This is a genomic window from Streptomyces longwoodensis (genome assembly GCF_001514125.1).
GTDB classification, from domain to species: domain Bacteria; phylum Actinomycetota; class Actinomycetes; order Streptomycetales; family Streptomycetaceae; genus Streptomyces; species Streptomyces longwoodensis.
In genome coordinates, this window is sequence record NZ_KQ948555.1 from 162186 (window position 1) to 188806 (window position 26621).

Genomic DNA, 26621 nt, shown 5'->3' on the forward strand with positions numbered 1-26621 from the left:
GAGCTACCCCTCCGGCCACTCCCACCGCGCCAGGTCCCGCAACCACGCATCCGCCGTGCTGTCGGACGGCGCCCGCCAGTCGCCGCGCGGCGAGAGCGAGCCGCCCGCCGCGACCTTCGGCCCGTTCGGCATGGCCGAGCGCTTGAACTGGGCGAAGCCGAAGAAGCGGTGGCAGAACACCTCGAGCCAGCGCCGGATCTCCGGCAGGTCGTAGGCGACCCGCTTGGCCTCGGGGAAGTTGGTCGGCCAGTCGCCCGCTTCCCGGTCGTGCCAGGCGTGCCAGGCCAGGAACGCGATCTTCGACGGCCGGAAGCCGTAGCGCAGCACGTGGAACAGCGTGAAGTCGTTCAGCGCGTACGGGCCGATCTTCGACTCGGTGGACTGCAGCTCCTCGCCCGGCACCAGCTCGGGGCTGATCTCCGTGTCGAGGATCGCCGTCAGCGTCTCGTCGGTCTCCTCGTCGTCGAACTGCCCGCTGCTGACCACCCAGCGGATCAGGTGCTGCATGAGCGTCTTGGGCACGCCCGCGTTGACGTTGTAGTGGCTCATCTGGTCGCCGACGCCGTACGTGGACCAGCCGAGCGCCAGCTCCGAGAGGTCGCCGGTGCCGAGCACGATGCCGCCGCGCTGGTTGGCGAGGCGGAACAGGTAGTCGGTGCGCAGGCCGGCCTGGACGTTCTCGAAGGTGACGTCGTAGACGGGCTCGCCCTCGGCGAAGGGGTGGCCCATCTCCTTGAGCATCAGCCGCGCCGTGGGCGTGATGTCGAGCTCGGCCGCCGTGACGCCGAGCGCCCGCATCAGCCGGTGCGCGTTGCCCTTGGTGTGGTCGCTGGTGGCGAAGCCGGGCAGGGTGAAGGCGAGGATGTCGCTGCGCGGGCGCCCGGAGCGGTCCATCGCGCGGGCGGCGACGATCAGCGCGTGCGTGGAGTCGAGGCCGCCGGACACTCCGATGACGACCTTCGGGCCGCCGATCGCCGCGAGCCGCTGCTGCAGTCCCGCGACCTGGATGTTGTACGCCTCGTAGCAGTCCTGGGCGAGGCGGGCGGCGTCGGCGGGCACGAACGGGAAGCGCTCGACGCGGCGCTTGAGGCCCAGGTCGGTGGCGGGCGGGTCGAGCCGGAACTCGATCCGCCGGTAGTCGCCGGTGCGGTCGCGGAGGGTGCGCCGGTTGTGGTCGAAGGTGCCCATCCGGGCACGCTCCTGGCGCAGCAGGTCCAGGTCGACGTCGGCGACCGCGTACTGCTCGTCCTGCGGGAAGCGGTCCGTCTCGGCCAGCAGGACGCCGTTCTCGTAGATCATCGTCTGTCCGTCCCAGGACAGGTCGGTGGTCGACTCGCCCAGGCCGGCCGCCGCGTAGACGTACGCGGCGAGGCAGCGCGAGGACGCCGAGCGGCACAGCATCTTGCGGTCCTCGGCGCGGCCGACGGTGATCGGGCTGCCCGAGAGGTTGGCGAGCACGGTGGCGCCGGCCAGCGCGGCCTCGGCGCTCGGCGGCACCGGCACCCACATGTCCTCGCAGATCTCCACGTGGAGCACCAGGCCGGGCACGTCCTCGGCGGCGAACAGCAGGTCGGGTCCGAACGGCACGTCCTCACCGCCGACCCGGATCGTGCCGCCGCGCTCGTCCTCGCCGGAGGCCAGCTGCCGCGCCTCGTAGAACTCGCGGTAGTTCGGCAGGTACGACTTGGGGGTGACGCCGAGGATCCGGCCGCGGTGCACGACGACCGCGCAGTTGTAGACCCGGTTGCGGTGGCGCAGCGGGGCCCCGACGACGAGCACCGGCAGCAGGTCGGCCGACCCCTCGACCACGGTCCGCAGGGCCTGCTCGACCTCGTCGAGCACCGTGTCCTGCAGGATCAGGTCCTCGATCGAGTAGCCGGTCAGGCACAGCTCCGGGAAGAGCGCGACGGCGACCCCCTCGTCGGCGCACCGGCGGCCCAGCCGCAGCACCGCCTCCGCGTTGGTGGGCGGGTCGGCGATGGCGGCGTGGCCGGTGCACGCGGCGATGCGCGCGAAACCGTGCTGATAGAGCGACCAGAAGTTCACCGTGACCCCATATCCGTCATGCGCATGCCCGTCGTCGTCCGGCATCCGCACTCCGTCGTCCGTATGCGCCGTGCCTGTGTTCCGCGTACCCGTCTACCCATGATCACCGATCCGGTGCACGCGGAGCGAGCCCGGGCTGCTCCGGCGGACCCCCGCCGGCTGCCGGTCACACCGGTCGCATGCCACTCGTATGCCAGTCGTATGAGCTGAACGGGCGGACTCCGTGCCCCGCCCCGGAGCGGCGCCCCCGGCGCCCGCGGCCCGTCCGGCAGGCTCACATGACCATGCGACCGACCACGCCCGCGCCCGCCACCGCCCTCGGCCTCGCGTTAGCCGCGACCATGTTCCCCGTTACCGCCACCGCCGCGGCCATGACCGCCGCGACCGCGGCCCCCGCCCCCGCCCCCGCTTCCTTGCGGACGACGACGTCCGCCGCGCCCTCGTGCGACGCCCCCGACGCCCCCGACGCCAAGGACTTCCCGCTCACCACCCGCCTGCGCGGCGGCCCCGCGGCCTACGAAGCCGGCGGCGGCTACGGCACCTGGTCCCTGGACCTGACCAACACCACCGACCGGACCTGCACCGGCGTCCACCCCGTCGTGGTGCTGGTCGACGCCCGGCGCGCGCTGCGGCCCTCCCAGCCCCTGCTGGAGTTCTACGCCGACGGCCGCCCGCACCCCGTGCGCTTCCAGCGCACCGACGAGGACGAGCTGGTCGGCGCCTTCGACGGCTTCCCGGGCTTCACGGTCGGCCCCCGCGCCACCGTCACCGTGCGGGTCCGCCTCGCGTTCACCTCGGACACCGTGCCCGACGGGATCACCGCCGACGCGGCCGTGGTGCAGCGGCACGGCGACGACGGGGACTGGGTGGGCCAGTCCGCCGACTACCGCTTCACGGTCACGGGGGACCCGGCACCCACCGGCCCGGCCGCCGCCGACCCCGGCGCCGCGACCCCGGCGGGTGCCGACCCCGCCACCCCGGGCGCCGCGACCGCCCCCGGCACCACCCCCGCGCCGGACGCCCCGTCCGGCTCCCCGTCCGCCGAGGCCGTCCTCTCCCTGACCGAGCGGGCCGGTGAGCTCGCCCGCACCGGTCTCGCCTCGCCCGTCGCCGCCACGGCCGCGGCGGTCCTGCTGGCGGCCGGTACGGCCCTGGTGCTGGCTCGCCGGCGGCGCTGAGCGCCGGGACGGTCGCCCGGGGGCCGCTCACGGCTGATCGCTAGGCTGGGGCCCACGCAGTACCGCGTAGGTCAGGAGACGGCACCATGGCAGACCGCAAGCCCATCGAATCGTGGCTCACCGACATGGACGGTGTGCTCATCCACGAGGGTGTACCGATCCCCGGCGCCGACGCCTTCCTGAAGAAGCTGAAGGAGTCCGGCCGGCCCTTCCTCGTCCTCACCAACAACTCGATCTACACCCCGCGCGACCTGCACGCCCGGCTGCGCCGCATGGGCCTGGACGTGCCGATCGAGAACATCTGGACGTCGGCGCTGGCCACCGCCAAGTTCCTGGACGTCCAGCGGCCCTGCGGGTCGGCGTACGTCATCGGCGAGGCCGGGCTGACCACCGCGCTGCACGACATCGGGTACGTCCTCACCGACCACGAGCCGGACTACGTCGTGCTCGGCGAGACCCGCACCTACTCCTTCGAGGCGATGACCAAGGCGGTGCGGCTGATCAACGACGGCGCCCGGTTCATCTGCACCAACCCCGACGAGACGGGCCCCTCCACCGAGGGTCCGCTCCCGGCGACCGGGGCCGTCGCCGCGCTGATCACCAAGGCGACCGGCAAACAGCCGTACTTCGCGGGCAAGCCGAACCCGCTGATGATGCGCACCGGCCTCAACGCGATCGGCGCGCACTCCGAGACCAGCGCGATGATCGGCGACCGCATGGACACCGACGTGCTGGCCGGCATGGAGGCGGGCATGCAGACGTTCCTCGTCCTCACCGGCCTGACCCGCGCCGACCAGATCGAGAACTTCCCCTACCGCCCGTCGCACGTCGTGGACTCGATCGCGGACCTGGTCGACCGCATCTGACCCACCCGACGGACCAGCGGGCGGTCCCGCTGGACGGCTGTTCGGTTCCGAAACCCGTCCGGCCCCGCAAACCACCCGTTCGGCGCAATTCCGGCACTCCCGAGGATGCGGTGCCGGGGTGAGCGGGGGAGCCTCCAGGTGCCAGGAGGTTTCACGATGGGTGCACTGAAGGTCACAGTCCGTACGGCAACGGCGGCCGCCGCTCTGGCCGTCACCGCTCTGACCCCCGCCGCGTACGCGGCGGCGGCCGACGGGCGCGGTGTCTCGGTGGCCCCGTCGTCGCCCGCTCCCGGCACCGACGTCACCGTGCGGGTCGGCGGCTGCGCGTCGAGGACGGCGGTCGCGGTCTCCGAGGCGTTCGTCGCCGACGCCCGGCTCACCGGCGCGGACGGCACCCTCGTCGGCGAGACCCGGGTGCGCACCACGGCGGCCCCCGGCGCCCACCCCGTCCGTGTCACCTGCGGCGACGTGCGGGTCGACGGCACGGTCCAGGTCGCCGCGGCCTCCGCTGCCCAAGGGGCCGGAGCGTCCCCCGCCGCCTCCCCGGTCGCGCCCGTCGCCGCGGGCGGCGGGGGCACCGCGCAGATCACCGTCGCCGACGCCCGCATCGAGGGCCCCGGCGCGGCCCAGGCGGTGACCGGCCTGGTCCTCGCCGGAGTGGCGGCCACCGCGGTCGTCCTGCGCAGCGCGCGCCGCCACCGCGAGGCGGACTGAACGATGACCGGACGATGAGGGAAGCGCCCCGCACCTCCACCGCCAGGTCACGCCTGCTCACCGGCGTGACCTGGGCGGTGCTGCTGCTCGGGCTGTGGCTGTGGGGGCTGGACGTCACCGCTGTACGGCCGGGGCCCGCCGTGCCCACCGTCACCGGCGCCGCGGCCCCGGGGCGCCCGCCCGGCACGCCCCTGCCCCCGGCCGCCGAGCCGCTCGGCACCGCAGCGCCCCAGCGCATCGACGTCCCCGACCTCGGCGTCCAGGCCCCCGTCCTCCCCCGCGGCCTGGACGCCCGGGGCGCGATCGACCCGCCGCCCTACGACCAGGCGGGCGTCGTCGGCTGGTACGCGCAGGGCGCCACGCCGGGCGCCCGGGGCGCCGCGCTGCTGGTGGGACACGTCGACACCCGGACCCGCCCGGCCGTCTTCGCCCGGCTCGGCACACTCGGGGCGGGGGCGGCGGTGCGGGTGGTCCGGGCCGACGGCCGGGTCGCGGTGTTCACCGTGGAGGACGTCGAGGTCGTCCCGCGCGACCGCTTCGACGCCGCCCGCGCCTACGGCCCCCGCCGGGCCGGCCGCGCCGAACTGCGCCTGGTCACCTGTGGCGGCACCTTCGACCGGGCGAGCGGCACCTACGCGGCGAACGTGATCGTCTCGGCGTACCTGACGGGCGTGGCCCGCTAGCCGCCTCGCCTGCGCGACGAAGAAGGCCCCCCGCTCGCGCGGAGGGCCTTCTCGTGTCGGTGCGCCGCCAGGGACTCGAACCCCGGACCCGCTGATTAAGAGTCAGCTGCTCTAACCAACTGAGCTAGCGGCGCCTGCTGACGGCCCAACTCTACAGGACACCCGCCGGTGCTCCGGACCACCGCCCGCCCGTCACCGGGTGGTCACCCGGCGGCCCGGGAGGGCCCCGCACCCCGGCGTACATCATTCGGACCGTCAACATGCGCGCCGGGACGACAGTTGATTAGCTGACCAATGTGCACAGCCAGGGACATGTCGGTCAGGAGTGTGAGGGGTATCGCATGGAGGCTCCGGCTTTCGAGGACGTCGATCCCGGGAGCGACTGCGACTGCCCCGCCTGCGGTCCGGGCCCGCTGAACCGGCCCGCCGTGCCTCGCGGGCGGCCCGGGTCCCCGGCCGGCCGGTTCCTCGCGGCCGTGGCGACCGCGGCCGCCGCCACCGGCGCGGCGCTGGGCGCGGCTCCCGCCGCGGCGGCCGCCCCGCACACCGCTCCCCGCACCCCGGACCGGCCGGGCGCCCCCGCGCAGGACGAGCCCGGCACCCCGCAGGGCGGCCAGGCCCCGCTGCACGGCCCCGGCGGCACCCCGGCCCAGCCCCTGACCGGCGTGAAGACCCCGCCGACGACCCGTGCCGAGATCATCCGGCGGGCCAAGGTGTGGGTCGCCGCGCAGGTCCCGTACAGCATGGGCGCGTTCTGGTCGGACGGCTACCGCCAGGACTGCTCCGGCTTCGTGTCGATGGCCTGGGGCCTGCCGGGCAACGAGTGGACGGGCAGCCTCGGCCGGTTCGGCGTCCGGATCGGCAAGGGCGACCTCCAGCCCGGCGACATCCTGCTGTTCCACAACCCCGCGAACCCGCAGAAGGGCTCGCACGTCGTGATCTTCGGCGGCTGGACGGACTACACCCGCACGTCCTACGTCGCCTACGAGCAGACCCCGCCGGCCACCCGCCGCAGGAGCACCCCCTACGCCTACTGGAGCCACTCCGGCCAGTACGTCCCCTACCGCTACAAGGGCGTCACGGCCGACACGGCCGGTGCGGAGGCGGGCGGCGGGAGCGGAGGTGCGGGCGGCGGGAGCGGAGGTGCGGGGGGCGCTGGACAGGCCGCGTACCCCGGACGGTCGTCCTTCGGTCCCGGCGCGGACAACGCGTACGTCACCCGGCTCGGGCAGATGCTGGTCGCGCGCGGCGGGGCGTCCTTCTACCGCTCCGGGCCGGGTCCCCGCTGGGGCGACGCGGACCGCCGAGCCACCGAGGCGTTCCAGCTGGCCCAGGGCTGGCGGGGCGGCGACGCCGACGGCGTGCCGGGGCCGCGCACCTGGTCCCTGCTGGTCTCCGGGGGCGGCCGGGACATCGCGTCCGGCACCTCCGGCACCCCGGGCCCCTCGCCGCTCCCGGGCGCGCCCGCCTTCCCGGGCAAGGCGATGTTCCGGCCGGGTGCGCAGAACGCCCACGTCACGCAGCTGGGCCGGCGGCTGGTGGAGAAGGGCTTCGGCACCCACTACACGACCGGGCCGGGGCCGCGCTGGGGCGAGGCCGACCGGCGCAACGTCGAGACCTTCCAGCGCGCCCAGGGCTGGCGCGGGGGCGCGGCGGACGGCTACCCGGGGCCGGAGACCTGGCGCCGGCTCTTCCGGTGAGGAGGCACCGCAGGCACCGGGCGGCCCCCGCCGCCCCCCATCCGCCCGGGCCCGCCCGCCTGTGCGGACCCGTACCCCCTGTCGTGACGCATCTGGCGCGGAGGCTGGAGGCACCCATGAGTACGACCACCGCACACACACCGGAGCCGGGCGGAGCGGCCGAGGGGCCGCCGCGGCCCGTCCGGCTCATCAAGAACGAGGCCACCACCGAGATCCCCGTCCACCTGCTCTTCCGTGACGAGCCCGACCCCCGGCCCGTGCCGCTCGCCCCGACCGTGGTGTCCCGGCGGCAGGGCACCGGTGAGCAGCCCCGCCTGCGTCGCCCGGCACCGGCCGCGCCCCGCCCGCCCGCTCCCGTCGACACCGCCCTGGCCGAGCGGCCGGCGCGGGTGCTGCCGGGGGCGGTGGGGGTGCTGGCCGGGATCTGCGGCGCGGCCGGCTGCGCGGCCGCCTCCTGGTGGGCCGGTGTGCTGCCGGCGCCGGTGGAGGGGGCGCTGCGGCTGCCGGCGTACGCGGGGACCGGGCTCGGTCCGGCGCAGTGGGCGGCGTACGCCGGGTCGGCGGCGCTCGCGCTGTTCGGCTTCGGCGGTCTGGGGCGCGGCCGGACCGGTGGGGCCTCGGTGCTGGGCCTGTTCGGCCGCTACCGGGGGACGGTCCGCCGCACCGGCCTGCTGTGGGTGAACCCGCTGTTGCTGCGCCGCCGGGTGGACGTGCGCTTGCGGCACTGGCGCAGCGAGCCGATGCAGGCCGCCGACGGCAGCGGGGTCCCGCTGCGCGTGGTCGTGCTGGTGGTGTGGCGGGTGCGGGACACCGCGCGGGCGGCGCTGGGCGTCGACGACCACGAGGCGTACCTGCGCGCGTGCGTGGAGGCGGCCGTGGTGCGGGTGCCGGTGGAGGCGCCGGGTCCCGGGCGCGCTTCGGCCGAGGCGGCGGGGGAGCGGCTGACCCGGCTGGTGGCGCGGGACGCGGAGGCGGTCGGCGTGGAGGTGTTCTCGGTGCGGCCGGTGCGGGTGGAGTACGCGCCGGAGGTGGCCGCCGCGATGCACCGCCGCCGGATCGCCGCGCTGGACGCCCAGCAGCGGGCGAGCGTGCTCACCTCGGTCGTGGACTCGGTGGAGGACACGGTGACCCGGCTGACCATGCGGGGGCTGGTGGACCTCGACGACTACGAGCGCAAGGCGCTGGTGAAGGACCTGACGGTGGCGTTCTGCTCCGGGCGCGGTGAGCAGGGACCCTGACGTCGCGTCAGGACGACCGGCGGGACGAGGCGCGAGGTTCCGCGGTTGGTATGGACATGTTCAACCAACGGTCATAACCTCGAACTTGGTCTAGACCTGCACGGCTCACTGCATCTCCCCACGTCTCATCAGGAGCGGCCGTATGCGCACCAGGACCAAGCTGTCCGCCGCCGCGGTGGGACTGGCCGCCACCGGAGCCCTCGTGCTCTCCTCCGGTGGCGCCAGCGGCCACGGCTACACCGATCTCCCCATCAGCAGGCAGAAGCTCTGTCAGAACGGCACCGTCAGCAACTGCGGCGACATCCAGTGGGAACCGCAGAGCGTCGAGGGCCCCAAGGGGTTCCCGGCGGCGGGACCGGCCGACGGACAACTGTGCAGCGGCGGCAACAGCCGCTTCGCGCAGCTCAGTTCACCGCGCACACCGTCGGGCGGGGCCTGGCCCACGACCCGGGTGACGGGTGGTCAGAGCTACACGTTCCGCTGGCAGTTCACCGCCATGCACGCCACGACGGACTTCAAGTACTACGTCACCCGGCAGGGCTGGAACCAGGATCACAACCTGTCCCGCTCCGACCTCAACCTCACCCCGTTCCTGACGGTGCCCTACGGCGGCCAGCGACCGCCGTCCACCCTCTCCCACAGCGGCACCCTGCCGTCCGGGCTGAGCGGGCACCACGTCGTCCTCGCGGTGTGGACGGTCGCCGACACGGGCAACGCGTTCTACGCCTGCTCGGACGTCACGTTCTGAGGTTCCCTTGAGCCGTCCGGGCGGCCGGTGTGGGTAGGTTCCCCCCACGCCGGCCGCCCGGACCGGCGCGGACCACGGGGGAACGCACGATGGACGAGATCTTCTACCTCTTTCCCGGCCTGATCGCGGCAGGTGCCCTGTTCGCCGCGTACCGGGTGGTGCACCGCTCGGCGCAGCTGCGGCGGGCCTGGAACAGCGGACTGACCGCCGAGGGACGCTGCCTGCGGACGTTCACCACCACCCACGGCGGCCACGACACCGCGGTCCGCACGACGCTGCACCACGTCTACGAGTTCCGCACCCCCGACGGCCGCGGCGTCCGCTTCGAGGAGCAGGGCGGTCCCGCGACCGTGGTCGAGGGGGACGTCGTCACCGTGCACTACGCGCCGGGCCCGGACGTCGTCGCCACCGCCCGGCGGCCCGACCCGGCCGGGGCCGCGGCCACGGCGCTGGGCTCACTGGTGCTCCTCGGCGCGGTCGTGGCCTTCTGCGTCGTCTTCGTGGTGACCTACACGACGGAATTCCGCGCCTGAGGGGTGAGGCTGTCCCGGCCCGGGAATGCCGAAGGGCCCCTCGCTCCCACGAGAGGCCCTTTCAGGGTGCGCCGCCAGGGACTCGAACCCCGGACCCGCTGATTAAGAGTCAGCTGCTCTAACCAACTGAGCTAGCGGCGCATGACCCTCGCCTTCCGCTTACCGCGGCCGGCGACGAAGAAAATACTACCTGGTCCGCGCGGGTGCTCGTGACCACCGCGTCCCGCGGTCAGGGGTGGCCGCAGACCCTAGATCGCCAGCGACAGCAGCACCGGTGCCGCGTTCCGGTTGAGGGCCTCGGCCGCCCGGCGGAGCCGGTGCGCGTGGGCCACCGGGAGGGACACGGCGAGGCAGCCCACGGACGACCCGGCGGTGATCGGGACGGCCGCGCACACCGTGCCGACCGCGTACTCCTCGAGGTCGAGCACCGGCACCGTCGGCGGCTGGGCCTCCAGCCGGGACAGCAGCAGCTTGTCGCTGGTGATGGTGCGCGAGGTGAGGCGGGCCATCCGGTGCCGGGACAGGTGGTCGCGCCGGCCGTCGTGGTCCAGCTGGGTCAGCAGGCTCTTGCCGACCGCGGTGGCGTGCGCCGAGCAGCGGAAGTCAACCCACTCGTGGACCGCGGGCGTGGCCGGGCCGTCGGCGTACTGGGTGACCCGGACCTCACCGTCGACGTACCGGCTGATGTAGACGGCGGCGCCCACCGCGTCGCGCAGCCGGTCCAGGGTCTGCTGGAGCTTCTCCCGCAGGGCCTCCTCGCGGCCGCGCGCGGAGCCGAGGCGGGCGAGCGCGTCACCGGTGACGTACGCCCCGTCGGCGGTCTGCTCGACGTACCCCTCGCGGCGCAGCATCAGCAGGAGCGGGGTCAGTCGCTCCTGGCCGAGACCGGTCTCGCGGGCGAGCTCGGCGTGGGTGACGCCGGCGGTGTGCCGTGCCACGCCCTCCAGGACGCGCAGCGCGTCCTGGGCCGAGTGGTAGGGCGCGGTCGGCTCGTTCCTCAGCGCCACGGTGTCCCCCTGCGGTCGCTCGGTGGCCTGGTCCGGGCGGCGGATCACGTCCACGATACGGGCCCGGGGCGGTCTCCGGAGGGGGTGTGGACAAGATTCCTGCCCGGTCGGCACCGCCCCCAACTGGGGCGTTGATCCCTCGGCATATGCCTCAAGCATGACCCGCCATCGGGACCTGGGGTGTTCACGCGCACACGGCGCGTAGTCACCGCACGGCGCTGAGGAATTCCCGGGTCCTGGCCTGTTCCGGATCGCCGAAGATCTGCTCCGGCGGCCCCGCCTCGACGATCCGCCCGGCGTCGAACATCAGCACCTGGTCCGAGATGTCCCGGGCGAAGTTCATCTCGTGGGTCACGCACAGCATGGTGATGTCGGTGCTGCGCGCGATGTCCCGGAGCAGGTCGAGGACGCCCGCGACCAGCTCCGGGTCGAGCGCCGAGGTCACCTCGTCCAGCAGCAGCACCTTCGGCCGCATCGCCAGCGCCCGGGCGATCGCCACCCGCTGCTGCTGCCCGCCGGACAGCCGCGGCGGCCGGACGTCGCACTTGTCGGACAGGCCGACCAGCTCGAGCAGCTCGCGGGCCCGCTCCTCCGCCTCGTCCCGGGACAGGCCGAGCACGGTGACCGGGGCCTCGGTGAGGTTGCGCAGCACGGTCATGTTCGGGAACAGGTTGAACTGCTGGAACACCATCCCGATGTTCTTCCTGGCCTCCCGCACCTGTTTCTCCGGCGCCGGGAACAGCCGCTGCCCGGCCACGGTGATCGTGCCCTCGTCGGGCCGGGTCAGGGTCATCAGCATCCGCAAGATCGTCGTCTTGCCGGAGCCGGACGGCCCGATCAGGGTGACGTGCCGGCCGGCCTCGACGGCGAAGTCGAGCCGGTCGAGGACGGTGTGCTCCCCGAACCGCTTGGTCACCTGCTCCAGGCGGACGAGCGGCTCGGCGGCCGGGGCGGTGCCGGTCGGCCGGTTGCTGGTCTGGGTCTCAACGGACAAGGCGTCGCTCCAGGGTGCGCAGGAGGAGGGAGGCGAGGTAGGACACGACGACGAAGGCCACGCCGATCACCGTGAGGGGCTCGGTGAACTGGAAGCGCTCCTGCGAGAACAGGCGCGCCTGGCCCAGCATCTCCAGCACGGTGATCGCCATGAGCAGCGGCGTGTCCTTGAGCATCGACAGGACGTAGTTGCCGAGGGCCGGCACGACCCGGCGCAAAGCCTGCGGCAGGATCACCGCCCGCCAGGTGCGGCCCCTCGGCAGGTTCAGTGCCGTCGCCGCCTCCCACTGGCCGGCGGGCACCGCCTCGATGCCGGCCCGGTAGACCTGCATCGTGTACGTCGAGTAGTGCAGCCCGATCGCGACCACACCGGTGGCCGGCGCCGAGAAGGCCAGTCCCCACTCGGGCAGCACGTAGAAGAGGAAGAACAGCTGCACCAGCAGCGGGGTGTTGCGGACGAACTCGGTGACCACCCCCACCGGCCACTGCACCCACCGGGTCGGCACGCGGCACAGCAGCGCCCACACCAGGCCGAGGCTGAAGGAGATCAGCGACCCGAGGGCGAGGACCTGGAGGGTGACGAGCAGCCCCTTCCAGAAGTACGGCAGGAAGTCACCGACGGCGGACCAGTCCCAGTTCATCGCACACCCGCTTTCAGGTGGTGTTCGAGCCCGCGCATCAGCCGCGTCAGCAGGAAGGCGATCACGAAGTAGACGAGCAGCACGTACGTGTAGATGTGCGCGCTCTCTTGCAGCGCGAGCCGCACCAGGTTGCCGCTGAACGCCAGGTCGCCCATGCCCATGACCGACACCAGGGCGGTGCCCTTGAGCAGTTCGACCAGCAGGTTGGAGAACGGCGGGACCATCTCCGGCACCGCCTGCGGCAGCAGGATCTTGCGCAGCCGCTGCCCGGGGGTGAAGCCCAGGGCCACCCCGCCCTCCTGCTGGGCCGGGTCGACGGCGGCCAGGGCGCCGCGCACGATCTCCGTGCCGTAGGCGCCGTAGGTCAGGCCGAGGGCCAGGGTGCCCGCCCACAGCGGGACGAGCTGCCAGCCGAACGCGGGCGGCAGCACGAAGAACACCCAGAAGATCATCACCAGCGCGGAGGTCCCGCGGAACACCTCGGTGTACAGACCCGCGAGGAAGCGGACCACCCACAGCCGGTGGGTGCGCGCGATGCCGACGGCGAACGACACGGCCGCCGCGAGCAGCGCGCTCAGGACGAGCAGCTGGATCGTCGTCCAGGTGCCCTTCAGTACGAGTTCCCACAGTCCGGAGGTCATCCGCCGCACAGCTCCTTCGCGGTGAGGTCGGTCATCTCCGCCTCGGTGAACCCGAACGGGCGCAGCACGCGCAGCAGTTCGCCGCTCTCCCTGAGCTTCCGCAGCTCGGCGTCGAAGGCGTCCCGCAGCCGGGTCTCGGTCCGGCGGAACGCGAACGCGCCCCCGTCGACCTGGGGTTTCCCGTCGACGAGCGGGGCGAACGGCGCGGTGGCCTCCGCCGCGCGGGAGGAGCGGACGACGCTGCGGGCGGTGACGGCGGTGGCCGCGAACACGTCGACGCGTCCGGCCTCGACGGCGTTCAGCCCGGCCACCTGGTCCGGCACGATCAGCAGGTCGCTCTCCCGGTACCCCGCCGCGACGGCGTGCTGGATCTGCGCGTACCCCGTCCCGGTCGCGCACCGCGCCTTCTCGCGGACCACGTCCCGGTAGCCGCGCAGGCCCTTCGGGTTGCCCTTGCGCACGACGAAGGCGTCCTTCATCTGGTAATCCGGGTCTGCGAAGATCACCTGCTCGCAGCGGTCGGGCGTCACGTACATCCCGGCGGCCACGACGTCGAACTGCTGGGAGTTCAGTCCCGGGATCAGCGAGCCGAACTCGGTCGGCACGGGCTGCACCCGGTCCACCCCGAGCCGCTTGAAGACCACCCGCGCCAGCTCGGGCGCCTCGCCCGTCAGCTCGCCATTGCGGTCGATGTAGCCGAACGGGATCTCGCCGGCGATGCCGAGGCGCGCCACGCCCTGCGCCCGCAGCCGGTCCAGCAGCTCACCGCCGCCGGTGGACGCGGTGGCCACGCGGGAGCAGCCCGCGGCGCCGAGCGCGCCGGCCGCCGCGAGTCCCGCGAGCAGCGACCGGCGGGTGGTTCCCGGCGCGGGGGTGCGGCGGCCTTCGTGTCTGCTGTGCCTGAGGTGCCTGTTCGGTGGGGCCATGGCGGCGCTGCTACCCGAGCGCCGAAACGGGCATGCCAGGGCGGATGAACAGGGCTCGTGAAGGTCCCCGGTACGCGCTGCGACGGCCACCTGGTGCTTCCGTGAACGGAATTCGGCCGTGCTGACCTGGTGCTTTCCGGCCGACCGGGTGCACGGTGGGGGCGCGACGGCGCCCACGGGGTACCCGGACGACGGGGGCGTCGTCGGGAACGGCCTCCGCACCGCACGCGACCCGTCACGAGCGACAGCAGGAAAGGCTGGCTGATGACCGCACTCGGACTCCTCCACACGGGCCACTCCGCCGAGGACGACTTCCCCCGCATCGAGCAGCTCCTGGGCAGCGACGTCCGGGTCGACCTGGTCCGCGTCGAGCCCGACCCGCACGCGGCCGACCCGGCGGGCCGGCTGGGCGCGCCGGACGCGCTCGCCCGCGCCACCGAGCAACTGCGGCTCTCGGGCGCCGAGGCCGTCGTCTGGGTGTCGACCGGCGGCAGCTTCGCCTACGGCTGGGAGGGCGCCCAGGCCCAGGTCAGCGCCCTGGCCCGGACCGCGGGCCTGCCCGCCTCGTCGACGTCGGTGGCCTTCGCGCACGCCGTACGGGAGCTGGACGTGCGCCGGGTCGCGGTCGCGGCGCCCTACCAGCCCGAGGAGACGGCCCGGTTCGCGGACTTCCTCACGGCGGGCGGCGTACGGGTGGTCGTCACCCACGCGGCGGGCGCACCGCCCGCGACCGCCTGGGACGAGGCCGAACTGCTCGCCCTGGTCCGGGCCGCCGACCACGCCGACGCGCAGGCGGTCCTGGTGCCCGACACCGCGCTGAGCACGGCGGCACACATCCCGGCCCTGGAGAAGCACCTGGGCAAGCCCGTCCTCACCGCCAACCAGGTCACCGTCTGGCAGGCCCTGCGCCTGACCGACCGCCGGGTGAACGCCCCGGCCCTGGGCGCCCTGTTCACCCGGGAGCCGGTGGTACAGGTCTGAGGGGCGCCGGCACGGGCCGGGGCGACCGGGAACGGGGCCGGGACCGGGGGTGCTTGTCCCGGGTTCCCGGCCCGCCGCCCGGGCCCCCGCCCCCGCCGCCGCCCCGAGCCCCGGGCCCCGGGCCGGTCCCCGGGAATAACCGGGGACCGTCTCCTGTTGTGGCCTCGGCAGACGCGACGTACCGCACGAGCAGGAGGCACCCGGTGAGCGGACACCCGGCAGACACCCACCCGGACGACGGGATCCGCGGTCCGGTCCTGGGCAGCGCGCCCGTGCCGCTGTCCGTGCTGGACCTGGTCACCGTGGGCAGCGGCAGCACCGCCACCGACGCCCTGCGCACCAGCGTGGACCTGGCCCGGGCCACCGAGGCACGCGGCTTCCACCGCTACTGGGTGGCCGAGCACCACTCCATGCCGGGCGTGGCCTCGTCGTCCCCCGCCGTGATCCTCGCCCACCTCGCCGCCCACACCGACCGCATCCGGCTCGGCTCGGGCGGCGTGATGCTGCCCAACCACGCACCCCTGGTGATCGCCGAGCAGTTCGGCACCCTGGAGGCCCTCGCCCCGCACCGCGTCGACCTGGGCCTCGGCCGCGCGCCCGGCACCGACGGGGCCACCGCGGCCGCCCTGCGCCGCACCGACACCCTCGACGAGGGCGCCGACGACTTCCCCCAGCAGCTCGCCGAGCTCACCCGGTTCCTCGACGACGACTTCCCCGACGGCCACCCCTACCGCCGCATCCACGCCGTGCCCGGCCCCGTGCAGGCCACCTCGCCGGGCGGGGTGCAGTCCCGGCACCGGCCGCCGGTGTGGCTGCTCGGCTCCTCCGGGTTCAGCGCGCGGCTGGCCGGACTGCTCGGCCTGCCGTTCGCCTTCGCGCACCACTTCTCGGCGCAGAACACGGTCCCGGCGCTCGACCTGTACCGGGAGTCCTTCCGGCCCTCGGCGCTCCTGGACGCCCCGTACGCCCTGATCGGCGTCTCGGCCCTGGCCGCCGACGACCCCGAGGAGGCCCGCCGCCAGGTCCTCGCCACGGGACTCAACATGGTGCGGCTGCGCACCGGACGGCCCGGGCTGTTCCCGGACCCGCGCGAGGCGGAGGCGTACGAGTTCAGCCCGATGGAGCGGGAGTTCCTCACGTCCTGGACCGCGAACATCGTGCACGGCACGGCCGACGAGGTCCGCGCCGGCCTCGACGACCTGCAGAAGCGCACCGGCGCCGACGAGCTGATGCTCACCACGCACGCCCACCGCGGCGAGCTGCGCCTGCGCTCCTACGAACTCATCGCGGACGCCTACGGGCTGCCCACCGCCTGACCCCTCCCGGGCCGCTCAGGTGCAGGCCCGGGTGGTGCGCAGCGCGGCGATGCGCTCCGGTGTCACCGGGCGGGAGTACAGCCAGCCCTGCCCGGTGTCACAGCCGATGCGCCGCAGCCGGTCGGCCTGCGCCGCCGTCTCCACGCACTCGGCGGTGACCGTCAGTCCCAGCCGGTGCGCCAGGTCGATCATCGCCTCGACGATCACCTCGTCCGCCGGGTTGGGCGGCGCGGCCTCGTCGCCGCGGCCCTCGTACTGGAAGCCCCGCACGAACGAGCCGTCCAGCTTCAGCACCGACACCGGGAGCCGGGAGAGGTAGGCGAGGTTGGAGTAGCCGGTGCCGAAGTCGTCGATGGCGATCTGCACGCCCATGTCGCTGAGCGCCTGGAGCGCCTGGAGCGGCCGGCCGGCCGAGCCCATCACCGCGGACTCGGTCAGCTCCAGCTGGAGCAGGTGCGCGGGCAGCCCGGTCTCCGCGAGGATCGCCGCCACGTCCGCCACCAGGTCGGAGTCCCACACCTGGCGCACGGCGACGTTGACGCTCACGAACAGCGGCGGCTCGTCGGGGTTCTCCAGCTGCCAGCGCCGGGCCTGCCGGCACGCGGTGGCCAGGACCCAGCGGCCGAGCGGCACGATCGAGCCGTCCTCCTCGGCCAGCGCGACGAACCGATTCGGCGGCAGCAGCCCGAACCGGGGGTGGTCCCAGCGCACCAGCGCCTCCACGCCCCGCAGCCGCCCGTCCGCCATGCCGACCAGCGGCTGGTACTCCAGCACGAACTCCCCGCGCTCGATCGCGGGCCGCAGCGTCGAGGCGAGCGCCTGACGCGTCATCAGGTGCGCGTTGCGCTCCGGGTCGAACAGCGTCCAGCGGGCCTTGCCGTCCACCTTCGCCCAGTACAGCGTGGTGTCGGCGGCCTGCATCAGCCCGGTCGCCGTCGTCCCGGCCGCGTGCCGCTCGACCACCCCGATCGACGCCGACAGGCTCAGCCGCTGCGCGTCCAGGTCGAACGGCGCCTGGAGCGCCTTCAGCACGGCCTCGGCGAGCTCCGACAGCTGGTCGGTGCCGGTGGAGTCCTCCACCAGCAGGGCGAACTCGTCGCCGCCGAGCCGCGCCACCAGCGGCGTGCCGGGCCGGGACCTGCCGACCTCCTCCGCGCAGGCCGTCAGCCGCTCGGCCACCGCCGCGAGCAGCCGGTCGCCGACGCGGTGCCCCAGGGTGTCGTTGACCGCCTTGAAGCCGTCGACGTCCAGGTAGCACAGGCCGATCCGCCCGGTGCCGCCGTGTTCGAGGGAGTCCGCCTCCAGGGCGGCGGTCAGCCGCTCGAAGAACAGGGTGCGGTTGGGCAGCCGGGTGACCGGGTCGTGCATCTGCAGGTGCCGCAGCCGGGCCTGGAGGTCGCGGCGGGCGCTGATGTCGGCCACCGACAGCAGCACGCCCGGCGTCCGGCCGTCCAGCGGGGCCACGGTCACCTGCGCCCACAGGGAGCGCCCGTCGGGCTGCTTCAGCCGCCGGGTGCAGCGCAGCCGCGCCTGCCGGCCGCGCAGCACCTCGCGGTAGGCGTGCCAGGTCCGCGCGTCCGAGGCCAGGTCGAGCAGGTCGGCGGCCACCCGCCCGACCAGTGCACCGGGCTCGCCCCCGAGCAGCGCGCCCAGGGCGTTGTTGACGCCGACGACCAGGCCCTCGCGGTCCACGACGGCCATGGCCAGCGGGGCGGTTGCGAAGACGGACCGGTAGGGAACGGGATCGCTGATGCCACCAGGGTCACCAGGGCCGTCGGGGTCGTCCGGCTCGCGCGGGACACCCGCGTCGCCCGGCACGACCGGACAGGGGTCGAGGAGCACCGTGGTCCCCGTGTCGATGACCTCCCCGGTACCGGGAGGTGCCGTGCTGTCACGCTCCGTGACGGCGGACCCGTCGAGGTCTGCCGCGGGCGTCGGCCCTTCGGACGTTCCGCTCACCGCTCGCTCCCGCAGTGCACTCGATCTCTGTCCGCGCAGCAAAGTGTGCCGATCATAGAGGCTGGCCGCGGAGTTGCGCAGCCACTGCCCAGTGTCCCCGAAGCGGTGGCCCTTCTGACAGATCGTTTCTGCCCGCACTGGACCGGTTCTGCGGCCCCCCGACCGCTTGTGACGTTCCGTGAGTGGTCCGGGGGTGTCGCGCGATCCGCTCCGGACCTGGCCCTCACTCGTCTGGGGCAGACAAACAGGGCGCAGTATGACAAATAAGCACAGGCTGGGTGGCGGTGTCCCGTGAACCGCTCCCGGAGGTCCTCGTGCCGCGTCGTCCGCTCCCGCGTCCCCGACTGCGCAGCGCGGCGGCCGTGTTCACCACCCTCTCGGCGCTCGCCGCGACCTCGCTGGTCACCGGCCCCTCGGTGGCGGAGCCCTTCTCGCCCGAGCCCTGCGCGCTCCAGCGCACCGCCGCCCACCACTCCGAGGGCCTGGACACCTGGAACGACGCCTACCCCCGGCCCACCCGGTCCCTCGACGCCGTGATGGTGTTCCTGTCGTTCCCGGACTGGACCCCGATGAGCACCCCGGCCGAGCTGACGGCCGACCACTTCCCGGCCACCACCGACTTCTTCCGCCGGGCCTCCTACGGCCGGTTCACCCTGCGCCCGCACCCCCTGCGCCGCTGGATCCGGATGCCGAAGCCGTCCACGGCGTACGCCATACAGCGCGACTGGAGCCCCGGGCGCCGCGCCGCCTACCTGCGCGACGCGCTCGCCGTGGCCGACCCCCAGGTCGACTTCTCCCGCTACGACCTCGTCTACTTCGTCGCCGACCCGGACGCGCCCGGGGTCGACTCCGACGCCACCAAGGTCGTCAACCTGGTGACCCCGCTGCACGCGGACGGCACCGCCATCCGCCGGGTCGTCACCGTCTTCGAGCAGCACCCGCCGGACCGGCTGGTCCTCGCCCACGAGACCGGTCACGTGTTCGACCTGCCCGACCTCTACCACCGGCCCGCCGACGGCAAGGGCGACTGGGACACCTACGTCGGCGACTGGGACCTGATGGGCAGCCAGTTCTCGCTCGCCCCCGACCTGTTCGCCTGGCACAAGTGGAAGCTCGGCTGGCTGCGGCCCCGCCAGGTGGTGTGCGTCCGGGGTCCCGGCACGACCCGGCTTGCGCTGGAGCCCGTCGCCGCCGGCCCGGGCGTGCCGCTCGCCGGTGCGGCGGGGTCCGAGCCGGCCGTCGCGGGGCCGCCGGCGTTCGGCGCGCCGGGCTTCCGCACGCCGGGCCTCGCGCCGGGGGCCGGCGTGAAGCTCGCCGTGGTGCGGACCGGCGCGGACAGTGCCCTCGCCGTGGAGGCGCGTGAGCCCATCGGCAACGACCGCTCCGTGTGCCGCTCCGGCGTCCTCGTCTACCGCGTCCACGGCCGTGCCGAGTCCGGCCGCGGGCCCGTCGAGGTGGTCGACGCCCACCCGCACACGGAGGCCTGCTGGGAGGACTCGGTCTACCCGCCCCTCGCGGACGCGCCGGTCGCGGCGGGGGAGAGCTTCACGGTGCCGGGGGAGGACGGCGGGCACGGGGTCCGGGTGGACGTGGAGGGCCGCACGGCGTCGGGGACGTGGACGGTGCGGATCACGCCGGGGGTGTGACGCCGGGCGTGGGACGGGGGTGCGGCGGGGGGCGCTTTTCGGCCATGCGAAAAGCCCTCCGCTCGCGCGAAGGGCTTTTCCGTCGTGTGCGCCGCCAGGGACTCGAACCCCGGACCCGCTGATTAAGAGTCAGCTGCTCTAACCAACTGAGCTAGCGGCGCCTGCTGACGTCGTAGACCTTAGCATCAGGGTCCGGGGAGGGCGAAATCGATATCCGCACGGCCGAGCGGGCCGCCCGTACGGCCGCCCAGAGCAGCACCTCCGGGCCCGGCAGCCAGGGATGACGCGTGTCCGGGGCGACCAGCCAGCGGGCCCCGGCCGGGGCCGTGGCGGTGAGCGGCGGGACCGTCACGGCGTCGCCGGTGCCGTGGCACAGCAGGGGCGGCACGGCCGCGGTACGGCAGTCGCGGGCGTCCCGTCCGCCCCACTCCTCCCACGCCAGCAGGGACGGCAGGCGCTGGGCCGTGCCGGGGGCGGCGAACAGCAGGACCCGGCCACGGAAGACGGCCACCGGGCCGGTGCCGGCGCCCTCGTCCCACAGCCGGTCCAGCATCCGGCGGCCGAACAGGGCCGGGACGTTGACCACGTCGAAGACCGAGCCACAGGGCAGGACGACCGGGGCGTCCGGCTGCTCCTCCCAGAGGGCGAGCGTGCTGCGCGGGTGTGCGCCGGCCGAGGCCAGCCAGGCGGCGCCGTCCGTGGTGACGCCCGAGATGTCGGAGAACTCGTCCCATACGCTGCTCATGGGTCCTACGTCTACCGCCCGTGAGCGGCCGGTTCCGGTGAGTTGCGGAAACCGGGGACGCGGCGGTGGGTCGGCGGGTATGGTGCCCGCCTGGCATATGCCGGGGTGGCGTGGCCCTGGCGCGCCGGTGCCGTCGGTGGGTGCGGGGGCGTCCGGCCGGTCAGGCCGGGTCGACCGGGCTCCCGCCCTCCCCGCCGCGCATGAGGTCCCGCCCGAACTCCACCATCTTCTTGGCGTAGTCCTCGGTCCACTCCGCCCGCTCGGCGATGTCCGCCGTGGTCAGCCGGTCGAAGCGGCGGGGGTCGGCGAGCTGGGCCGCGGCCATGGCCTGGAACTCCGTCGCCCGGTCGGCCGCCGCCCGGAACGCCACCGTCAGCTCGGTCGCCCGCGCGAGCAGCGCCCGGGGGTCGTCGATGGACTCCAGGTCGAAGAAGTGCTCCGGGTCGCCGGTGGCCTCGGCGGGCTCGAAGAGCAGGGGCGCGGGGCGTAGCCGCGGTTCGTTGCGACGCGGCGTGGGCTCCGCCATGTCGTGACCTCCTCCTAGGGTCGGTGCGGTCCGCCCGGCGCTTCCGCACGGACCGCCCTCCATTGTCTCGCGCCCCCGCAAGGGGGCCCCGCCGCACTCTCAAGCCCCACACGCGCCGCGATGTTCCCCTCCGGATGCCCCCGCACTACGGCTTCCAGGCCACCCGGTGCTCCCCGAGGTGCTCCCGTCAGGGGCGCCAGGCCACCCGGTGCTCCGCCAAGTGCGCCAGCACCGCGTGGTTCGCCTCCCAGCCGTCCGGGAACTTCACGACCGTGCCCAGCTGGACCGGTTCCGTCGAGGGGTAGTCGTCGAGGAGGTCGCCCACGCCCGCACGGCAGACCACGATGCACGCGTGGCGGTGCCGGGAGGCCAGCACGCACAGGCGTCCGGTCTCCAGGTGGAACGCCGTCGCGTCGGGGCGGCCGGACAGCGGGTGCAGGACGACCGTGACGTCGAACTCCATGCCCTGGAGCCGGTTGGCCGTGTCGACCGTGACGTCCCGCACGCCCAGCTCGGCGAGCGCCGCGCGGACCGCGGCCGCCTGGTCCCGGTGCGCCGTGCCGACGGCGACCCGGTCAGCGGTCAGCGGCGTGGGCTCCGGCGAGCGCTCCGACGTCGCCGCCCCGCCCCGGTCCAGCAGCCGCCGTACGACGGCCGCGACCGCGCGGACCGCCTCGGGGTCCGTGCGCGGGGTGTGCCGGGCGGGCAGCTCCAGCAGGCCCCAGCCGGACGCGGCCGCCTCGTCGATCACCCGGTCCGGGCCGGAGCCGTCGGAGGGCACGGCGAAGGACAGGCGGCGGTCGCCGGGGCCGGTGCCGCTGCGGAAGCGGGTGTACGGGTAGAACGCGTCCGACACGAGCCGCGCCGCCGACGCCGGGAGCCGCCAGGACACCGGCAGCCGGTGCTGCGGCAGGTCCGGGTTGTGGGCCAGCAGCGTCGTCACCGCGGAGGCGGAGGGGTCGTACGACAGGCCCGCCCACTGCTCGCTGCCCACGATGGCGAACGGGTCCAGCTGTCCCGGGTCGCCCACGAACAGCGCCCGCTCGAACAGGCCCGCCACGGCCAGCAGCCCGTCCGAGCGCATCTGGTACGCCTCGTCCACGATCGCGTGCCGCCACGGCTCGTCGACCTTCACGTGCGCCCACTTCGCCGCCGTGGAGATCACCACCGGCAGCCCGGCGAGGTCGCCCGCCTTCGCCGACTTGCGCACGTTCGGCAGGTCGTCCAGCGCCTTGTCGTAGGCGTCGGCGTCGCTGCTGTGCAGACGGCCCACCGGCAGCTCGGGGTCCTTCTCGGCCAGGCGCAGCACCAGGTCGTCGACCTGGGCGTTGGTCTGCGCCACCACCATCAGCGGGCGGCCCGCCCCGGCCAGTTCCAGCGCGGTGCGCACCACCAGCGTGGACTTGCCGGCGCCGGGCGGGGAGTCGACGACGACCCCGCGCGCGTCGCCGTGCAGCGTGTCGTGCAGGATCGCCGCGGTGGCCCGCGCGGCGGCCGTACCGGGGTCGACGTCGGCCTCGGTGCTCACAGGACGTCCTCCTGGGTGACGGGATCGGCGGCTTCGAGCGCCGGCTCCCCGGGCGGCCCGCCGTGCGTCCACGGGGTCTGCTCCGGGTCGGGCAGCTTGGCGCCGCCGCGCTGCTCGTGCTCGAACAGCGTGAAGCACACCAGGTCGCCCTTCTCCGGCACCGACCCGGGCTCCGGCTCCTTGCCGCGGCCCATCTTGTCGAGCACGCGCAGCACCACCAGGCCGTCGGCGTCGACGCCCACGCACTCCGCCGACTGCGGCTTGCCGCCCAGCGAGCGGTAGACCTTCGCGCGCTCGCCCAGGTGCGGCCGGTCGTCCGTGCGCACCGTCACCAGCGGGCGCGGGCTGGGCCGCTTGCCCTCGCTGTACGCCATGACGACCTCGGTGACCTCGCCCGCGAACGCCTCCCCGGCCAGCCGCCGGCCCGCCATCACCAGCGGGTCGTCCAGCGCCTCCTGCGCGTCCAGGCGGGCCTGCTCGCGCTCGCGCGTGGCGAGTTTGTTGGCCGCGGTCACCGCGTCGTCGCGGCGCGGCTGCGGGGGCTCGCCCGCCAGGACCCGGTCGCGGTGGCCGGTGAACGACCAGCGGTCGCGCGTCCACCGCTCCTCGACGTGCGCCCCCTCGGGCAGCTCCCGCAGCAGGTCCAGGCCCCGCCACACCGCGTCCCAGGTCGGCCGGGTGCGACTGAGGACCAGCTCGCGGACCTCCCGCTCGGCGGCGGTCAGGATGCCGAGCCGGGTGTCGGCCTCCAGGCCGTCCTCGGCGGCGGCGAACGCGGTGCGCGCCCGGTCGTAGCGCTCGATGGCCGGGGCGAGCAGCTTGTTGTCGAACGCCGGGTCGGTGGCCGGGCCGGCCGGCGGGCACAGGAGCTGCCCCTGCTCGTCCCGCGCCAGCTCCGCGCGCAGCGCCGCCTCGGCGCCCGACTCGCCCTCGGGCGGGTCGATCCAGGCCAGCAGCGCGCCCAGGTGCTGGTCCTCCAGGGTGGACTGCCCGGTGGCCCAGTGCCGGCCCAGCACCTCGGTGAGCGCCAGCAGCAGCGAGGATCCGGGCACCCGGGCCCGCTCGCCGTAGTGGGTCAGCCAGCGGCCGAGCAGCGGCACGCGCGGGGGCGCGGGGTGCGGTGCCTCCGGGTCCTGCTCCGCCGTGCGGCGGAAGCGCATCGAGCGGCCGAGCAGCCGCACGAACTCCACGCCCGCGCGGCTCGGCACGACGAGTTGCGGCGCGTCCGCGCACAGCTCGACCTCGACCTTGACCCGCTTGCCGGTCTCCGGGTCGGTCTCGGTGCGCTCGGCCGCCTCGACGACGTCGGCGTAGGAGTCGACGTACGGCAGGACCACGTCGGCCAGCTCGGCGAGGAACGCGAACCGCAGGTCGCGGTCGCGCGGCTGCGGGACGACCAGCAGGCGCGGCGCGTCCCGGTCGGTGCCGACCAGCGCGCCGAGCGGGGCACCGGCCTCACCGGCGGTGGTCAGCGGCACGAACACCAGCGGCCGCTCGGACAGGCGCCGGTGACGGACCGTCGCGAGGCGCTGCGCCCGGCCGGTGGTGACGGCCTCGAGCCGGGACAGGGTGGCGATCAGCGACACGGCGCGGCCTCCCGGGCGGATCCCGGCGCCCCGGCACCCTGCGCCCGGGCCGGACCGTCGGCCGCCGCGGGCCCGTCCGCCGCGAGCGGCTCCCGGGCGGCCGGGAGCGCCGCGCCGGCCAGTGCCTCGGCGCGCAGCCGGGCCGCCCGGCGCAGGGCGGCGACCGCCGGGTCCCGCGGGTCGCCCGCCTCGCCGCGCGCGGCGGCGAGCACGTCCTCGACCGTCGTCAGCCCGCCCAGCTCCGCGCGGACCGAGCGGCCCAGCGTGGTCACCGCGCCGGCCGAGCGGGAGCGGCCACGGCAGTGGAACGCCAGCTCGCACGCGGCCAGGCACTCGGGCGCGTACGTCGCCGGCACCGATTCGACGGACTCGGCCAGCCGCTCGGCGGGCAGGTCCGGGGCGAAGCACACGCCCTCGGGGAGCGCGCCCGCGATGTCCTCGATGCGGGTGAGGCGGGTCAGCTGGCGGCGGGTGACGGCGCGCTGCTTGCGGATGTCCACGGCGGACGCGGTGGCCAGGTTGGAGAAGTCCTTGGGGCACACCAGCAGCACGCGGTCGCGCACGCGCGGGGTGCTCTCGAGGCGCGCGGCGACCTCCTCCAGCGCCAGCACGTACACCGCGGCCTGACGGGCGGCCGCGCCGACCTTCGCCGGGTCCGCCGAACCGTCCAGCATCGGGAAGGACTTGATCTCCACGACGGTCCAGCTGCCGTCGGGGTGCACCACGACCGCGTCCGGCTCCAGGAAGGCCGGGGAGCCCGCGACGTCCAGCGCGAGCATCGGGTGGTCCAGCAGCGTCCAGGTGCCGGCCGCCTCCGTGGCCTCGCGCAGCGCCAGCGCCGTGCGCGCCGTGCGCCCCTCGGGGCCGGCCGCCGTCAGGTCGGGCGTGGCCGCGTCCACGGGCGGCTCGGCGGCCGGGTCCAGCCGGCGGTGCACCAGGCCCAGCAGCTCGGCCCCGCCGTCGGCCTTCACCCGGGCCTCGAACGCGTTGCCCCGGGTCAGCGCGAACTGGGACTGCCCGAAGGCCGCGGGGGAGCCGAGACGGTCCGCCAGCACCGCCTTGTCCACCCCGGCGCCGTCGAGGATCGCGCGCCGCCGGCACCCCGGGTTCGCGGCGAGTGCCGCGAGGGCGCGGGCGTCCAGCGCCTTGGCCGGTACCTCGGGGCCGCGCAGCTCAGCGAGCCGCTGCCGGAGCCCCGTCCCCCGCGTCGGTGGGAGAGGCCTCCGGCTCGGCTCCCGGTCCGAACCGTGACGTGCGCTGCCGTGGAAATCGTTCACCCGGGGAAGTCTGGCATCCTCCACTGACAATCGTGGCGGGTGTGGCCCCGGAGTTCAGCGAGAACACCGGCACGCGCGCGACGACCCACCCGCGCGCCCGGTCCAGACCGCGCGTCACGAACGGCGTCAACAGCAGGCCGACGCCCATCGCGGCCGCGCCGGCGGCGGCGTCGAGGAAGTAGTGGTTCGCGGTGCCCATCACCACGATCGTGGTCAGCAGCGGGTAGGCCACGCCGAGCACCTTCGCCGTCCGCGTGCCGCCGTGGCGCCACAGCATCACGCCGCACCACAGCGCCCAGCCCACGTGCAGGCTGGGCATCGCCGCGTACTGGTTGGTCATGCCGCCCAGTCCGCGCGGCGCGCTCGCCTCGCCGCCCCACCAGCCGTACGAGCTGTACTGGGCCATCGTGTCCACGAAGCCGTGGTCCGCCGACAGCAGCCGGGGCGGGCAGGTCGGCAGCAGCGTGAAGCCGATCAGGCCGATGAACGTGGACGTCATCAGCCAGGTGCGGGCCGCCCGGTAGACCTCCGCCCGCCGGCGGAACAGCCAGACCAGCAGCACCGGGGTGACCAGGTAGTGCAGCGAGGCGTACCAGAAGTCCGCCGGGACGCCGAGCCACGCCTCGCGCGTGAACAGCCGGTTGAGCGGGTGCTCGGCGTTCAGGCGCAGCGCCTTCTCGATGCGCAGGATCGCCAGCCCGTGGTCCACGGCCGACGACACGTCGCCCCGCGCGAGCAGCCGGCCCGCCGAGTAGCAGGCGTACACCAGCACGATCAGCGGCAGCTCCGTCCACCAGCGCAGCCGGGTCCGCGAGGTCGCCCCGGTGCCCGGTGTCTCGGTGTGGGGCATCCGATCGCCTCCCCCTTCAGTCTGTGCACGGTGGTCGTGGTCGTGCGGCCGGCGGTGCCGGTCCCCCGTCGGGCACGGGCGTGCACCGGCCGCGGCACGGGCGTGTCACTTTACGGCGTATGTACGCGCCCGTCCTGGGCGCCCCGGCCCACAAGACGCCGGGATCGCCCGCCGGGTTGCCCCACCTCGGGGTGCGCGATGATGGAGGGGTCCGGCCCGTCGATTTCCTGCTGTTCCCCCGCACGTCCTCCACACGTCCTCCCGCGGACGTCCCCCCACCCGTCCGTACCCGC

At 74.7% G+C, this 26621-nt stretch carries 24 protein-coding genes and 3 tRNA genes; 11 read left to right on the plus strand and 16 right to left on the minus strand.

Annotation, left to right across the window (positions count from 1 at the left end):
- Nucleotides 1-3: 3 nt before the first annotated feature.
- Nucleotides 4-2046, minus strand: coding sequence for an NAD(+) synthase (locus tag AQJ30_RS20590; protein ID WP_067236144.1), 2043 nt, complete (start codon nucleotides 2044-2046; stop codon nucleotides 4-6).
- A 278-nt stretch (nucleotides 2047-2324) separates the two neighbouring features.
- On the opposite strand from AQJ30_RS20590, the gene AQJ30_RS20595 reads away from it, so the two are divergent.
- The 4 genes from AQJ30_RS20595 (at nucleotide 2325) to AQJ30_RS20610 (ending at nucleotide 5487) form a co-directional block, all read left to right on the plus strand.
- The gene (locus AQJ30_RS20595) at nucleotides 2325-3224 is read left to right on the plus strand and encodes a hypothetical protein (RefSeq protein WP_067236146.1); all 900 of its coding nucleotides are present in this window, start codon (nucleotides 2325-2327) and stop codon (nucleotides 3222-3224) included.
- 86 nt (nucleotides 3225-3310) lie between these two features.
- Nucleotides 3311-4090, plus strand: coding sequence for an HAD-IIA family hydrolase (locus AQJ30_RS20600; protein WP_067236148.1), 780 nt, complete (start codon nucleotides 3311-3313; stop codon nucleotides 4088-4090).
- Between the two features lie 156 nt (nucleotides 4091-4246).
- The gene (locus tag AQJ30_RS20605; RefSeq protein WP_067236151.1) at nucleotides 4247-4804 is read left to right on the plus strand and encodes a hypothetical protein; all 558 of its coding nucleotides are present in this window, start codon (nucleotides 4247-4249) and stop codon (nucleotides 4802-4804) included.
- A 14-nt stretch (nucleotides 4805-4818) separates the two neighbouring features.
- Nucleotides 4819-5487 (plus strand): class F sortase, encoded by a 669-nt coding sequence (locus AQJ30_RS20610; RefSeq protein WP_067236153.1) that lies wholly within the window; start codon nucleotides 4819-4821, stop codon nucleotides 5485-5487.
- Between the two features lie 60 nt (nucleotides 5488-5547).
- On the opposite strand, the gene AQJ30_RS20615 is transcribed toward AQJ30_RS20610, so the two are convergent.
- Nucleotides 5548-5621: transfer RNA gene (locus AQJ30_RS20615), tRNA-Lys, on the minus strand.
- A 207-nt stretch (nucleotides 5622-5828) separates the two neighbouring features.
- Here AQJ30_RS20615 and AQJ30_RS20620 point away from each other — a divergent pair.
- The 4 genes from AQJ30_RS20620 to AQJ30_RS20635 all read left to right on the plus strand — a co-directional run bounded on the left by AQJ30_RS20620 (nucleotide 5829) and on the right by AQJ30_RS20635 (nucleotide 9706).
- Nucleotides 5829-7187: a peptidoglycan-binding protein gene (locus tag AQJ30_RS20620; protein WP_067236156.1), complete on the plus strand. Its 1359-nt coding sequence runs from the start codon at nucleotides 5829-5831 to the stop codon at nucleotides 7185-7187.
- Between the two features lie 116 nt (nucleotides 7188-7303).
- The gene (locus AQJ30_RS20625) at nucleotides 7304-8425 is read left to right on the plus strand and encodes an SPFH domain-containing protein (RefSeq protein ID WP_067236160.1); all 1122 of its coding nucleotides are present in this window, start codon (nucleotides 7304-7306) and stop codon (nucleotides 8423-8425) included.
- Between the two features lie 142 nt (nucleotides 8426-8567).
- Complete coding sequence (locus AQJ30_RS20630) at nucleotides 8568-9173, plus strand: lytic polysaccharide monooxygenase auxiliary activity family 9 protein (RefSeq protein ID WP_067236161.1); 606 nt, start codon at nucleotides 8568-8570, stop codon at nucleotides 9171-9173.
- An 89-nt stretch (nucleotides 9174-9262) separates the two neighbouring features.
- Nucleotides 9263-9706 carry a DUF3592 domain-containing protein gene (locus tag AQJ30_RS20635; protein ID WP_067236163.1) on the plus strand — a complete coding sequence of 148 codons (444 nt, stop codon included), beginning with the start codon at nucleotides 9263-9265 and terminating at the stop codon, nucleotides 9704-9706.
- A 67-nt stretch (nucleotides 9707-9773) separates the two neighbouring features.
- On the opposite strand, the gene AQJ30_RS20640 is transcribed toward AQJ30_RS20635, so the two are convergent.
- The 6 genes from AQJ30_RS20640 to ehuB form a co-directional block, all read right to left on the minus strand.
- A tRNA-Lys gene (locus AQJ30_RS20640) sits at nucleotides 9774-9847 on the minus strand.
- Nucleotides 9848-9954: 107 nt separating this feature from the next.
- On the minus strand, nucleotides 9955-10713 hold the full coding sequence (locus AQJ30_RS20645) for an IclR family transcriptional regulator (protein ID WP_067236577.1): 759 nt from the start codon (nucleotides 10711-10713) through the stop codon (nucleotides 9955-9957).
- Between the two features lie 205 nt (nucleotides 10714-10918).
- Nucleotides 10919-11707: an amino acid ABC transporter ATP-binding protein gene (locus tag AQJ30_RS20650; protein WP_067236165.1), complete on the minus strand. Its 789-nt coding sequence runs from the start codon at nucleotides 11705-11707 to the stop codon at nucleotides 10919-10921.
- On the minus strand, nucleotides 11697-12347 hold the full coding sequence (gene ehuD / locus AQJ30_RS20655; protein ID WP_067236166.1) for an ectoine/hydroxyectoine ABC transporter permease subunit EhuD: 651 nt from the start codon (nucleotides 12345-12347) through the stop codon (nucleotides 11697-11699). Before ehuD ends, AQJ30_RS20650 begins: the two co-directional genes overlap by 11 nt.
- Nucleotides 12344-12988 carry an ectoine/hydroxyectoine ABC transporter permease subunit EhuC gene (ehuC, locus tag AQJ30_RS20660; protein WP_067236167.1) on the minus strand — a complete coding sequence of 215 codons (645 nt, stop codon included), beginning with the start codon at nucleotides 12986-12988 and terminating at the stop codon, nucleotides 12344-12346. The genes ehuD and ehuC overlap by 4 nt, the downstream gene beginning before the upstream one ends.
- The gene (ehuB, locus tag AQJ30_RS20665; protein WP_067236168.1) at nucleotides 12985-13914 is read right to left on the minus strand and encodes an ectoine/hydroxyectoine ABC transporter substrate-binding protein EhuB; all 930 of its coding nucleotides are present in this window, start codon (nucleotides 13912-13914) and stop codon (nucleotides 12985-12987) included. Before ehuB ends, ehuC begins: the two co-directional genes overlap by 4 nt.
- A gap of 264 nt (nucleotides 13915-14178) precedes the next feature.
- Here ehuB and AQJ30_RS20670 point away from each other — a divergent pair, with 264 nt between their 5' ends.
- Together AQJ30_RS20670 and AQJ30_RS20675 are read left to right on the plus strand one after the other, a co-directional pair.
- Entirely contained in the window at nucleotides 14179-14895 is a 717-nt protein-coding gene (locus AQJ30_RS20670; RefSeq protein ID WP_067236169.1) for a maleate cis-trans isomerase family protein, read from the plus strand.
- Between the two features lie 203 nt (nucleotides 14896-15098).
- Nucleotides 15099-16211, plus strand: a complete 1113-nt coding sequence (locus tag AQJ30_RS20675) for an LLM class flavin-dependent oxidoreductase (RefSeq protein ID WP_067236175.1) — start codon at nucleotides 15099-15101, stop codon at nucleotides 16209-16211.
- 15 nt (nucleotides 16212-16226) lie between these two features.
- Here AQJ30_RS20675 and AQJ30_RS20680 read toward each other — a convergent pair whose 3' ends face one another.
- Nucleotides 16227-18170, minus strand: a complete 1944-nt coding sequence (locus AQJ30_RS20680) for a putative bifunctional diguanylate cyclase/phosphodiesterase (RefSeq protein WP_079084167.1) — start codon at nucleotides 18168-18170, stop codon at nucleotides 16227-16229.
- Between the two features lie 284 nt (nucleotides 18171-18454).
- Here AQJ30_RS20680 and AQJ30_RS20685 point away from each other — a divergent pair, with 284 nt between their 5' ends.
- Complete coding sequence (locus AQJ30_RS20685) at nucleotides 18455-19816, plus strand: M6 family metalloprotease domain-containing protein (RefSeq protein WP_245726997.1); 1362 nt, start codon at nucleotides 18455-18457, stop codon at nucleotides 19814-19816.
- 87 nt (nucleotides 19817-19903) lie between these two features.
- Here AQJ30_RS20685 and AQJ30_RS20690 read toward each other — a convergent pair.
- From AQJ30_RS20690 to AQJ30_RS20720, 7 genes are all read right to left on the minus strand, one after another.
- Nucleotides 19904-19977, minus strand: a tRNA-Lys gene (locus AQJ30_RS20690).
- Nucleotides 19968-20561 carry a bifunctional DNA primase/polymerase gene (locus AQJ30_RS20695; RefSeq protein WP_067236177.1) on the minus strand — a complete coding sequence of 198 codons (594 nt, stop codon included), beginning with the start codon at nucleotides 20559-20561 and terminating at the stop codon, nucleotides 19968-19970. The genes AQJ30_RS20690 and AQJ30_RS20695 overlap by 10 nt, the downstream gene beginning before the upstream one ends.
- Before the next feature lie 160 nt (nucleotides 20562-20721).
- On the minus strand, nucleotides 20722-21087 hold the full coding sequence (locus AQJ30_RS20700) for a hypothetical protein (RefSeq protein WP_067236179.1): 366 nt from the start codon (nucleotides 21085-21087) through the stop codon (nucleotides 20722-20724).
- Between the two features lie 187 nt (nucleotides 21088-21274).
- A complete protein-coding gene (locus AQJ30_RS20705) occupies nucleotides 21275-22615 on the minus strand; it encodes an AAA domain-containing protein (RefSeq protein WP_067236183.1) in 1341 nt (446 codons plus the stop codon).
- On the minus strand, nucleotides 22612-24201 hold the full coding sequence (locus tag AQJ30_RS20710) for a hypothetical protein (protein ID WP_067236185.1): 1590 nt from the start codon (nucleotides 24199-24201) through the stop codon (nucleotides 22612-22614). The genes AQJ30_RS20705 and AQJ30_RS20710 overlap by 4 nt, the downstream gene beginning before the upstream one ends.
- Complete coding sequence (locus tag AQJ30_RS20715) at nucleotides 24192-25478, minus strand: hypothetical protein (RefSeq protein WP_079084168.1); 1287 nt, start codon at nucleotides 25476-25478, stop codon at nucleotides 24192-24194. Before AQJ30_RS20715 ends, AQJ30_RS20710 begins: the two co-directional genes overlap by 10 nt.
- Complete coding sequence (locus AQJ30_RS20720) at nucleotides 25375-26328, minus strand: phosphatase PAP2 family protein (RefSeq protein ID WP_067236194.1); 954 nt, start codon at nucleotides 26326-26328, stop codon at nucleotides 25375-25377. Before AQJ30_RS20720 ends, AQJ30_RS20715 begins: the two co-directional genes overlap by 104 nt.
- Between the last annotated feature and the right edge of the window lie 293 nt (nucleotides 26329-26621).